Genomic DNA, 11,806 nt, shown 5'->3' with positions numbered 1-11,806 from the left:
AAGGACAAAGGGGCTCCGATGAGCGTCACCGCACCCTTCCGCCCGCCCCCCGAACCGGCGATACGCGGCCGCGCCCGCCCGCGCGCCCGGCAGGCCCTGCTCGGTTGGATCTATGCGACGCCGACCGCGGTCTTCGTCGTGCTGCTGTTCGCTGTGCCGCTGTTGCTGGTCATCAAGATGTCGGTGTCGAGGTGGCCGCTGCTGACCGGCGACCAGGGCATCAATGCGCCGGACAACTTCGTGAAGGCGATCAACCACCGCTTCTTCACCGACTCGGTGGTGTTCACCGTCAAGTACACGGTGCTTGCGACCGTGCTGCTGCTCGCGCTCGGCCTGGGACTGGCCCTGCTCGTGCAGGAGTCGAGCCGGTGGAACAACCTGCTCCGAGCCTCGCTCCTGATTCCCAGCGCCCTGGGGCTGGCGTCGGCGTCCCTGCTGTTCTACGTCCTCTACTCGCCGTACGCGAGCCCGCTGGCGCCGCTGATGGACCAGTTGGGCTTTACGTTCCTCGGCTCACCGAACTCGGCGCTGCTGTCGACCACCTTCCTCATCGTCTGGCGCTACGCCGGCTTCTACATGGTTCTCATGCTCGTCGGCTTGCAGGGCATACCGGCCGACGTGTTCGAGGCCGCCCGCTCGGACGGCGCCAGTCGCTGGCAGACCTTCCGAATGATCACGCTGCCATTGCTGCGCCCGACGCTGGCGCTGACCACCGTGCTCTGTGTCACCGGCTCGCTGCTCGCCTTCGAGCAGTTCTACATCCTGACGAAGGGTGGCCCGGACAACAGCACGATCACCGTTGTCCAACTCATCTACATGGTGGCCTTCCAGGGGCAGAACGACCTTGGCGTGGCGGCGGCCCTGTCCGTCATCGTGCTGCTGGCCCTGATTCTCGTCAACGCGCTGCAACTGCGCGTCTTCCGGTCTGAGGAGAGCTGAGCCGATGGCCGTCCTTTCCCGATCCAGCTCCGCATCGGCCGGGGCGCCGTCGTCTCCCGGTCGGAGACCGGCCGGTCGGTCCAGATCAGCTGGCGTCACGGTCGCCGGCATCGCGCTGCGAACGCCTTACTGGGTCTTTACCGGCGCGCTCGCGTTGATCTTCCTGGCGCCGCTGGCCTGGACGGCGGTGGCATCAGTCGCCCCGCACGCGGGCACCAACCAGGTGAACGGCTGGGGGTTCGGCAACTACGAGACGCTGGCCAACTATCAGGCCGGCATCTGGCGCTACCTCGGCAACTCGGCGATCGTCTCACTTCTCACGGTCGTCCTGACGCTGCTGACCTCGATGCTCGGCGGGTACGCGTTCGCCCGGTTCCGGTTCCCGGGCCGCAACATCCTGTTCCTGCTCACGCTCGCAATTCTGATGGTCCCGTACGCGACGCTGCTGATTCCGCTCTACGTGCTGCTCAACCAGGTGGGGTTGCAGAACTCCCTGATCGGGGTGGCCCTGGTGCTCACCATGTTCCAGCTGCCGTTTTCCACGTTCCTGATGCGCATCTCCTTCGAAGCGGTGCCACGCCAACTCGACGAGGCCGCGATGGTGGACGGCTGTTCGCCGTTCGGTGCGTTGTGGCGCGTACTGCTGCCGGCGGTGAAGCCGGGCCTCATCACCGTCGGGCTGTTCGCCTTCCTCACCGCCTGGAACGATTTCATGGCTCCGCTGATCCTCATCAACGACACAGAGCGCATGACGCTCCCGCTCGCGGTGTCGAATCTGCGCGGCCAGGTCCAAGGTGTCGTCGACTACGGAGCGACCGAGGCGGGCGTCGTCGTCCTCGCCCTGCCGTGCGTCGTCCTGTTCCTGCTACTCCAACGACACTATGTGCGGGGCTTCATGTCCGGCGCGCTGAAGGGATGAGAATGAGCGGCATCGCACCTACCGCCGCCCCTGTCCTGCCGATCCGCGGTCGGTTCCGCCCGCTCGGGTTACCCGAGGTGCGCGTCACGGGTGGATTCTGGGCCGAGCGTCAATCGATCAACGCTGCGGCAACCCTGCCGCACATCGAGCACTGGCTTGAGCGGGCGGGCTGGCTCCGCAACTTCGACCTCGCCGTGCACGGCGACCTTGCCCGCGACCGCCGCGGACGCGAGTTCTCCGACTCGGAGGTCTACAAGTTTCTGGAGGCGGCCGCGTGGGAGATCGGCCGGAGCGGGAACGCGGACCTCGAGTCGAGATTTCGCGCCGTGGTGCGACGGGTGGCCGCGGCACAGCAGCCCGACGGCTACCTCAACACCAGGTTCGGGGGGCCGGGACAGGCACCGCGCTGGTCCGACCTGGAGTGGGGCCATGAGCTCTACTGCGTTGGCCACCTCCTGCAGGCCGCTGTCGCCCGCTCCCGGACCCGGCCAGGCGCTGACGACGGGCTGCTCGACATCGCGCGCCGCGCGGCCGACAACGTGTGTGAGACGTTCGGACCGGACGGCCTGGACGGCCTCTGCGGGCACCCGGAAATCGAGCCGGCGCTTGTCGAGTTCGCGCGGGTCACCGGCGACGACCGTTACCTGGCCCAAGCTGCTCTCTTCGTTGACCGGCGGGGCCACGGCCGGCTCAGCGATGTGGAGTTCGGCCGGGAGTACTTCCAGGACGAGCTTCCCGTCCGGCAGGCGACGGTGCTGCGGGGACATGCGGTTCGGGCAAACTACCTAGCCGCAGGGGCCGTCGACGTCGCAGTGGAGCTGAAGGAGACCAGCCTGCTGGATGCGATCCGCATCCAGTGGAGGAACGCGGTGGCCCGGCGCACCTACCTCACCGGCGGGCAGGGTTCTCGGCACCAGGACGAGGCGTTCGGTGGGGACTGGGTGCTGCCGCCCGATCGCGCCTACTCTGAGACCTGCTCCGGTGTCGGGTCGGTGATGCTCGCGTGGCGGCTGCTGCTCGCCGACGGCGATCCAGAGTATGCCGATCTCATCGAGCGGACCCTGTTCAACGTGGTCGCCACCTCGCCATCGGCTGATGGGCGCAGCTTCTTCTACACCAACACCCTGCACCGCCGGGAACTCGGCACCCAACCGGACGCAGACCGACCGAGCCTGCGCGCTGCGGCATCGTTGCGGGCGCCCTGGTTCGAGGTTTCCTGCTGCCCGACCAACGTCGCCCGCACCATGGCCAGTTTGACCGCGTACGTGGCCACCGCCGACGACGACGGACTGCAGCTGCACCAGTACCTGTCGGGCACCGTCGCGCACCGCCTCGCCGACGGGCGTGAGTTGTGCGTGACCATCACCACCGATTACCCGCACGACGGGCGGATCCGGGTGCGAATCGACAGCGATGACGACCGCCCGTGGTCGCTGTCGGTGCGGGTGCCCGGCTGGGCGACCCGGGGGGCGACGGTGACCCTCTGCGGCGACACCCGACCGGTCGGCCCGGGGGTCGTCACCGAGCGACGGACCTGGCGACGCGGCGACGAGATGGTGCTGACCCTGCCGATGACGCCTCGGTTCACCTACCCGGACGCCCGGATCGACTCGATCCGCGGGTGTGTGGCAGTCGAACGTGGCCCCCTCGTGTTCGCCTTGGAATCCGTGGACGTCCCGGGCGTGGAGACCGTCGACGAACTCCGCGTCGATACCCGCCGACCGCCCCGCCTGGTCGACGGCAGGGTCACCGTGACGTGCCGGCGGGTGCGGGCCCGGGAGCACGGATGGCCCTACCGGGCTGACGAGGCCGGGGCAGCGCCGGTGCCCGGCGACGAGCTCGACGAGGTGTCGCTGGTGGAGTACCACGCCTGGGCCAATCGGGGGCCTTCGACGATGCGCGTCTGGCTCGCCGAAGCCGCCGAGTAGCGGAGAGTCGGGCACCTGTCCGCAGCAGTGTTAGCGCGATCGCCGCCGTGCCGGTGGCTGACGAGTTGATCCGACCCGCACGGGCCGGGCGACGACCGGGCGGCCGGACTGTCCGTACGTACCCCACAGGAAGGACGATCCCAAGTGGCGCAATCCAACCCGCTTCCGGTCAGTCGACGCCGCCTACTCCAGGCGTCCGCCATCGGTGCCGCCGCGACGGTCGCCGCCGGCACCCTCCCGGCGACCTCCGCGCAGGCCGGCGCGACAACCGGCCGGACCCTCACTGGTGTGGATCCGAACGAGCTGGGCCCCGGGGCCACCGCCCCGGTGCGACCGTTCCGGTTGCGTGACGTGACGCTGGGCGACAGCCTGTTCCAGGAGAAGCGCGACCGCGTGAAGAACTACCTTCGGCAGCTCGACGAGCGGCGTTTCCTGGTGTTGTTCAACAACCAGGCCGGTCGGCCCAACCCACCCGGGGTGTCCGTGCCCGGCGGCTGGGAGGACGGGGGGCTGCTCAGCGGCCACTGGGCCGGCCACCTCATGACGGCCCTGGCTCAGGGGTACGCCGACCAGGGAGAGCCGATCTTCAAGAGCAAGCTCGACTGGATGGTCGACGAACTCGCGGCGTGCCAGGCGGCGATCACCGCGCGGCTGGGTAGCGGCGGCCCGGGAGAAGACCCCGAACCGGAGGAGCCGCCGATCGGGCGGGTGCCGGGCCGATTCGGCAGCGGCCTACGCCTGAACGGCCCCAGCCGCGCCCAGCACGTGACCCTTCCCCAGGAAGCGATCAGCCAGCTCGCCGACTTCACCATCGCCACCTGGGTGAATCTCGCCTCGACCCAGAGCTGGAGCCGGCTGTTCGACTTCGGCCAGAACACCACTGTCAACATGTTCCTGACCCCGCGCGCCGGAGTCACCGGCAACGTGCCGCGATTTGCGATCACGATCAGCGGTAGCGGTGGCGAGCAGCGGATCGATGGCAGCGCCGCGTTGCCGACGAACCAGTGGGTGCACCTGGCCGTCACCCTCACCCAGCACACCGGCACGCTGTACGTGAACGGTCAGCAGGCGGGCCAGAACACGACCATGACTCTCAGCCCGGCAAGCCTCGGGAACCCCGGCAACCGGTGGATCGGGCGTTCGCAGTACGGCGACGCGTACCTGGACGCGACCGTCGACGAGTTCCACATCTTCGATCGGGCGCTGACCGGGCCGGAGATCCAGTCGCTGCTGGACTCGGCGGCCGGAAGCACCGGCGGCGGGTCGATCGCCTGGTACCGGTTCGAGGAGGAGGGCGGTTCGACGGTCAGGGACTCCTCGCCCAATGGCCGGGACGGCGGCATCGTGGCGAGCCAGAGCGGCGGGAGCGCACTCTGGATCCCGACGCACCCGGGCTACCTGGGCGCGATTCCGGAAGATGCGGTCCTCCGCCTCGGCCCGCCGCGGTGGGCCGTCTACGGCGGTGACCTGACCACCAACACCTGGGCGCCGTGGTACACGCAACACAAGATCATGCGTGGCCTGCTCGATGCCTACGAGCACACCGGCAACCAGAAGGCCCGGGACGTGGTGGTCAAGATGGCGGACTGGGCGCATCTCGCACTGACCGTCGGTGACAAGAACCACCCCGCGTACTCGGGTCCGATCACCCGGGACAACCTGAACTACATGTGGGACCTCTACATCGCCGGGGAGACCGGGGGCGCGAACGAGGTGTTCCCCGAGATCTACGCGTTCACCGGCGACGACAGGCACCTGGAGACCGCGAAGTGCTTCGACAACCGCGAATCACTCTTCGACGCCTGCGTCGAGAACCGCGACATCCTCGTCACGACGCCGCAGACCAGGCCCGGCCGCCGCCGTCCGGACCGTCTGCACGCCAACTCACACGTGCCACAGTTCGTCGGCTACCTGCGCGTCTACGAGCACAGCGGTGACCGTGAGTACTTCCAGGCCGCCAGCAACTTCTTCGGCATGGTCGTGCCGGAGAGGATGTACGCCAACGGGGGGACCGGCGGCAACTACCCAGGTTCCAACAACAACACCGAGTTGTTCCAGAACCGGGGCAACATCGCGAACTCGATCGCCCAGGGCGGCGCCGAGACGTGTACTACCTACAACCTGCTCAAACTGGCGCGGAACCTGTTCTTCCACGAGCACGACCCGGCGTACCTGGACTACTACGAGCGAGGCCTGCTGAACCAGATCCTCGGCTCGCGCGCCGACAACGCGGACGTCAGCAGCCCGCAGGTCACCTATTTCCAGCCGCTGACACCGGGGGCCACCCGCAGCTACGGCAACATCGGCACCTGCTGCGGCGGGACGGGTCTGGAGAACCACACCAAGTACCAGGAAACCATCTACTTCAAGTCCGCAGACGGCGGGACGCTCTGGGTGAACCTGTACGTAGCGTCCACGCTGACCTGGGCCGAAAAGGGCTTCACCATTACCCAGGACACCAGCTACCCGCGCGCCGACCACACCATGCTGACCGTCGACGGCAGCGGCCAGCTCGACATCAAACTGCGAGTGCCGGGCTGGGTGCGTAAGGGCTTCCTCGTCACGATCAACGGCGCTCCCCAGAGCGTCGACGCCCGGCCCGGTAGCTACCTGACGCTGAGCCGGACCTGGCGGCCGGGCGACACCGTCGAGATCCGGATGCCCTTCAGCATCCGGATCGAGAGGGCACCGGATCGCCCCGACACGCAATCGATCTTCTGGGGGCCAATCCTGCTGCAGATCCTGGGCAACCCCGGCGTCGGCAACTACCGCGAACTGTCCCTGTACCGCCACCTCAAGCGCGACGGGGACTACTCGCACGGGGCGATCACCCGCGCGAGCACCACGGCAACGGGTGACCCGCTCTTCACCACGCATGGCCTCACCCTGCGTCCGTACCACATTGCTGACACGCAGGCCGCCTCGTCGTACTTCCGGCGGGTCGAGCCGACGATCGTGTTCGGCTCCATCGACACCGGCGTGCCCAACCGCAAGCGCAACGACGGCCTTCCGCACTACGACATCCCGGTGACAGGCGTGCCCTCGCCCGGCACCGATGGCCCGACCTTCCTTGATCTGGTCTGGGACCAGGCGCCCTTCGCCACACACGGTGCGTTCGTGTCGACGGTCACCCGAACCGCCGAGACGTTCGTCGAAGCGGGCGTCTTCACCAGGGCGGAGAAGGATCGCATCGTTGGTTACGCGGCCCAGTCGAACAGGGAACTCCAGCCGGCGCCGCGGTGGGAGGTCGAGGTCCAGGCCCGCACGCAGCGCATCGGCAGCAACGCATACGTCTCCGTCACCGCCCGCAATGCCGACACCGTGCCGCTGACCATCGAGCTGGTCACGCCGTACGGCTCGCGGACGGTCCCCGGCGTCGCTCCGGGGGCGGCCGCCTACCAGGCATTTCCCACCCGTAAAGCCGCGATCGCGGCCGGCACCGCGATCGTGCGGATCACCGGAACCGTCGACGGCGCCGAGGTGACCACGCAGATCGACACCGGCTACTTCGCAGTCGGCAGTTAGCTCCCGGTTGGTGGCGGCGCCCCGTCCGGCGCCGTCACCCTGGCGTGGCGGCGTCCGCTTTCGAGGCGTTTCGAACGGTGGTTCGGTAGCGGACTTCCCAGCACGAGCCGACGTGACGCTTCCCTGTAGTGTTCCAGGTTGGGCGGCAGGTACAAGGAGGTTCTGCCGGGCCGCGAGGGGCGGGAAACCGCGCCGAAACCGGTTTTCGAAAGCTGCCCGTGCAGGGGTGCTCGTCGAAGATCCGCCGAGGCGCCCTGTCGCCGCGCACCACACCTGTGCCTGGTCGCTGGGAGGAGCAAGCACGCCATGACCACGGAGCCTGAGATCCACGCCAACCGGACACCCACGCTCACCGACGTCGCCAAGCTTGCCGGCGTGTCGGTCGCGACCGCGTCGAAGGCCATCAACGGGCGCAGTGAGGTCAGAGCGACCACCAGGGTCCGGGTGCTGGAGGCTGCGGAGTTGCTGTCCTTCGCGCCGAACGCCCTCGCCCGTGGCCTGCTCAGTGGTCGGACCGGGACCGTCGGTCTGCTGACCAGCGATCTGGAGGGGCGCTTCTCGATTCCCATCCTGATGGGCGCGGAGGACGCCTTCGGCGCTGGCCAGGTCTCGGTCTTCCTGTGCGACGCGCGTGGCGACGCGATCAGGGAGCAGCATCACGTACGGGCGCTGTTGTCGCGGCGCGTCGATGGGCTGATCGTCGTCGGCTCCCGGACCGACCCTCGCCCGCCGCTGGCCGGCAACATCCCGGTACCGGTCGTCTACGTGTACGCCCCCTCCGCGGACCCGAGCGATGTCTCGATCACCGTCGACAACGTGGGCGGTGGGCGACTCGCCATCGACCACCTGCTCTCCTGCGGGCGGCGCAACATCGCCCACATCACCGGTGAAATCGGCTTCCAGGCGGCACGGGACCGCGCCGAGGGAGCGGCGGCGGCACTCGCCGACGCCGGCCTGAGCCTGGTCGGCGATCGACCCTACTTCGGGTCGTGGGACGAGTCCTGGGGGCGGGCCGCCGCGCACATGGTCGTCGAACGGCACGCCGAGGTCGACGCCATCTTCTGCGGCAGCGACCAGATCGCCCGAGGCGTCCTGGACGCGCTGCGTGATCTGGGACGGGACGTGCCAGGGGCGCTCTCCGTGATCGGCTTCGACAACTGGGAGGCCATCTCGGCGGACTCCCGCCCGCGCCTGACCAGCATCGACATGAACCTCCAGCGCCTTGGCGCCGTAGCTGGTCAGCGGCTCTTCGAGGCCATCAGCGGCGCTGAGTCCCGGTCGGAGGAGTTCTCCGGTCGCCTCGTCATGCGCGAGTCGACCCTGCCGCAGCGTTGAGTGGCCGGTCTTTGCGGCCACGTCGAGCAGGCCGACGCTGAGGCTGGTCCGGCCGCGGTGGGCCGGACCAGCCAATGGGGTTCGAAGTTCAGGACAGGAAACTGGCGTACGGACCGGACAGGATCCGGCTCTTCTGCGCCTGGCTGAAGTGTGTGTTCGGGTAGTTGTAGAACGAGGCGGACATCGGGGTGCCGTCGGTGGAGGTCGAGTCCGGCAGCCCGAGAGCGTGTCCGAGTTCATGGACCATGCCGCCGTACCAGCGGTTCATCGGGCCGTTGACGCCGGCGGCGCCGTCGGCGTCGTGCTGGCAGAGGATCACCCAGCCGTTCCCGCCGCCACCACCGGCGCCCGGGCCCTCGGCACTGATCTCGCCCACGTTGAGCCAACGGTTGTCGGGGTTACGTAGGTTGAGCTTGCGGATGAGTTCCTGTTGCATGTTGAACACCGACCACCAGTAGCGGTCCGGACCGTTGGGGGTGTTCTCGTACCAGGACTTGACGTGGTCGCCGTTGACGACCTCCACCACCGGGCTGTTGAGAGTGAACGTCTTGCCCAGTTCCTGGCGGTAGTACCGTTGTGCCTCGCGCATCACGGTGGCGATGCCGTCCGGCCACCGCTGGTCGAACGCCACATCGGACGGCTTGAGCCAGTAGACCCGGACTGTGCGGGGCAGCGGTGCCACGGTGGGAGCCACAGTCGGGGGCGGGGTCGTCGGACCGGCGGTGGGCGTCGGCGTCGTGCTGCCGGTGCAGGTGACGCCATTGAGGGTGAAGCTGCCCGGCACCGGGTTGCCGGCGTCGTTCGAGCTGCCGTTGAACCCGAATGAGGCGCTGCCGCCGGTGGCCAGGCTGCCGTTGTAGGAGGCGTTCGTCGCGGTCACGGTCACGCCGTTCTGGGTCACCGTGGCGTTCCATGCCTGGGTGACCGTCTGACCGGAGTCGAACGCCCAGCGCAGCGTCCAGCCAGTCAGCGGATCGCCCAGGTTGGTGACCCGCACGTTCGCACCGAACCCACCCGCCCACTGGGAACTGACTGTGTATGCGACCCGGCAGCCCGTCGCAGCCGCATGGCCGGTGCCGGCGGTCAGGACAGCCGCCCAGGTGAGACTCATCGCAAGAGCTGCGGCCGCGAGCCGGAACAGAGTTCGTGGTTGATGTGCCATCAGCCATCTCCTTGTCTGTGTCGTAGTAGCCGAACCGGCAGTCGGCAGTAGCGGGTTGTACGCCCGGTGGTCGCGCCCTCCAGTGCCATCCGCTGCGCGGCCCGCCGAATGTTCGGGCAGCGGGCAGGCGTCGATGTTGGAACTGTCCGGAAAGGCAGAGCCATCCATTGCTGCCGATGCGTTCAGTGGTTACCCTGAGACCCGAAAAGGGTTTCGTCAAGGTGTTGGCCGTTGCGTGGAGATTCCGAGATTCGCAGGGGTGGCGAAGCGTCGGCGGTGGCCAGCGCTCACGGTGACCTTTTACGGGGTGTGCCTGCTGGCCCTTGTCGTCGGTCTTGACCTGCGCCGCTGGCGCTCGACCTGGTTGGCGGGTGCGACCACGACACCGTGATTGCCGAAAAGGTTTTCGTAAGGAAGGCTGGCGGGCGCATCGCTGATTCCGGAACCGTCCCCACCGGAGGTCGCAACACATGAAGCGTTCCCGCAAGTCCGCCCTGTTCGCAGTGCCGATCCTGGTCGCGGCCATGCTGATCGTCCCGCAGCACGCCGCAGCCGCGATTGCCGCCTTCGCCACCACGCTGGTCAACTCCAACGGTGGTAACTGTCTGGCCCTGCCTGGCGGCGACACCGCCAACGCGGTGCAACTCACCCAGCAGGTCTGCAGCACCGCCGCGTACCAGCGAGTCACCTTCACCCCGGTGTCCGGCACCACCGACACCTACACCGTCGCGACGTCGACCGCGGGCAAGTGCGTCGACGTCAACGGCGCCTCGACAGCCGACAATGCCGCGATCATCCAATGGACCTGCCACAGCAATCCCAACCAGCGCTGGCGGCTCGTACCGGTCGCGGTCAGTGGCACCGACAAGACGTTCAACGTCGTGTCGGTCGGCTCTGGCAAGTGCCTCGTGCCCGCTGGTGGTTCTTCCTCCGCCAACTCCGGCCTGGTACAGCTGGCCTGTAGCACCGCCACCAGCCGGATCTGGCGTCTGGCCGGCTTCGTGACCGGCGGCGGCACGGCCAACACGTTCACCAATCCGATCAAGGCGCAGGGTCCGGACCCGTGGCTGACCTACTACAACGGCTACTACTACCTGGCCACGACGACCTGGAACCGCACCATCACGATGCGCAAGGCCACCACGCTGCGTGGGCTGGCCACCGCCACCGACCTGGTGATTTTCAACCTGACCAATCCGAACGGCGCAGGCACCATGTGGGCACCCGAATTCTTCCTGCTCAACGGGCCGAACGGGCCACGGTGGTACTTCTACTACACCGCTGGCCGCGAACCCTTCAACTTGGGCACCCAACGCATCCACGTGCTCGAGAGCGCCGGTACGGACCCGATGGGCCCGTACACGTTCAAAGCCTCCATGCTCGACCCGACCGCGGACAACACCTGGGAGCTTGACGCGAGCATCCTGCAGCTCAACGGGCAGCTGTATTTGTTGGGTACGTTCTACAACGGTTCGCAGCCGATGTTCATCCGCCCGCTGAGCAACCCGTGGACGGCCAGCGGCACCCGGCGCATCCTGTCCACGCCGACCTACAGCTGGGAGACCGTCGGGGGCGGCGTGAACGAGGGCGCGGAGGTCCTGCAGCGCAATGGAAAGACCTTCATTGTCTACTCGGCGAGCCATTGCTCCACGCCCGACTACAAGCTGGGCATGCTCACCTACAACGGCACGGGCGATCCATTGTTGTCCTCGTCCTGGACGAAGTCACCCAACCCGGTGTTCCAGCGCTCGAACGCCAACGGTGTCTACGGGCCGGGCCACAACGGGTTCTTCAAGTCGCCGGACGGCACGGAGGACTGGATGGTCTATCACGCCAACAGTTCGGCGTCGGCCGGCTGTGACATCAACCGCTCCACCCGCGCCCAGAAGTTCACCTGGAACGCCGACGGCACGCCGAACTTCGGCGTGCCGGTCGCGACCGGAGTCACGCTGACCGCCCCCTCGGGCGAGCCTGTCTCCTGACCAGCGGCGCCCGCTC

Annotated in this window: 8 protein-coding genes; 7 read left to right on the top strand and 1 reads right to left on the bottom strand. The window is 67.9% G+C overall.

The features are described from left to right. Positions 1-18 precede the first annotated feature (18 nt). The 5 genes from MED15_RS04815 (at position 19) to MED15_RS04795 (ending at position 8,646) form a co-directional block, all read left to right on the top strand. Complete coding sequence (locus tag MED15_RS04815) at positions 19-939, top strand: carbohydrate ABC transporter permease (protein WP_112602230.1); 921 nt, start codon at positions 19-21, stop codon at positions 937-939. 187 nt (positions 940-1,126) lie between these two features. Further along, positions 1,127-1,858, top strand: a complete 732-nt coding sequence (locus MED15_RS04810; protein WP_225855173.1) for a carbohydrate ABC transporter permease — start codon at positions 1,127-1,129, stop codon at positions 1,856-1,858. A gap of 2 nt (positions 1,859-1,860) precedes the next feature. Further along, a complete protein-coding gene (locus MED15_RS04805) occupies positions 1,861-3,786 on the top strand; it encodes a glycoside hydrolase family 127 protein (RefSeq protein WP_112602228.1) in 1,926 nt (641 codons plus the stop codon). A gap of 144 nt (positions 3,787-3,930) precedes the next feature. Next, positions 3,931-7,311 (top strand): beta-L-arabinofuranosidase domain-containing protein, encoded by a 3,381-nt coding sequence (locus MED15_RS04800; protein WP_112734852.1) that lies wholly within the window; start codon positions 3,931-3,933, stop codon positions 7,309-7,311. 306 nt (positions 7,312-7,617) lie between these two features. Then, a complete protein-coding gene (locus tag MED15_RS04795; protein ID WP_112602226.1) occupies positions 7,618-8,646 on the top strand; it encodes a LacI family DNA-binding transcriptional regulator in 1,029 nt (342 codons plus the stop codon). Between the two features lie 88 nt (positions 8,647-8,734). Here MED15_RS04795 and MED15_RS04790 read toward each other — a convergent pair whose 3' ends face one another. After that, entirely contained in the window at positions 8,735-9,808 is a 1,074-nt protein-coding gene (locus MED15_RS04790) for a cellulose-binding domain-containing protein (protein WP_112734851.1), read from the bottom strand. A 235-nt stretch (positions 9,809-10,043) separates the two neighbouring features. Between MED15_RS04790 and MED15_RS33375 the strand changes: the two genes are divergently transcribed. Next, positions 10,044-10,199: a hypothetical protein gene (locus MED15_RS33375; protein ID WP_167457582.1), complete on the top strand. Its 156-nt coding sequence runs from the start codon at positions 10,044-10,046 to the stop codon at positions 10,197-10,199. Positions 10,200-10,278: 79 nt separating this feature from the next. Further along, positions 10,279-11,790 carry a family 43 glycosylhydrolase gene (locus tag MED15_RS04785; RefSeq protein ID WP_112734850.1) on the top strand — a complete coding sequence of 504 codons (1,512 nt, stop codon included), beginning with the start codon at positions 10,279-10,281 and terminating at the stop codon, positions 11,788-11,790. Positions 11,791-11,806: the final 16 nt, after the last annotated feature.

Source organism: Micromonospora noduli, from assembly GCF_003264475.1.
Taxonomy (GTDB): domain Bacteria; phylum Actinomycetota; class Actinomycetes; order Mycobacteriales; family Micromonosporaceae; genus Micromonospora; species Micromonospora noduli.
Note: the sequence above shows the minus strand (reverse complement) of the source record. Positions and strands in the feature narration are given on the sequence as shown.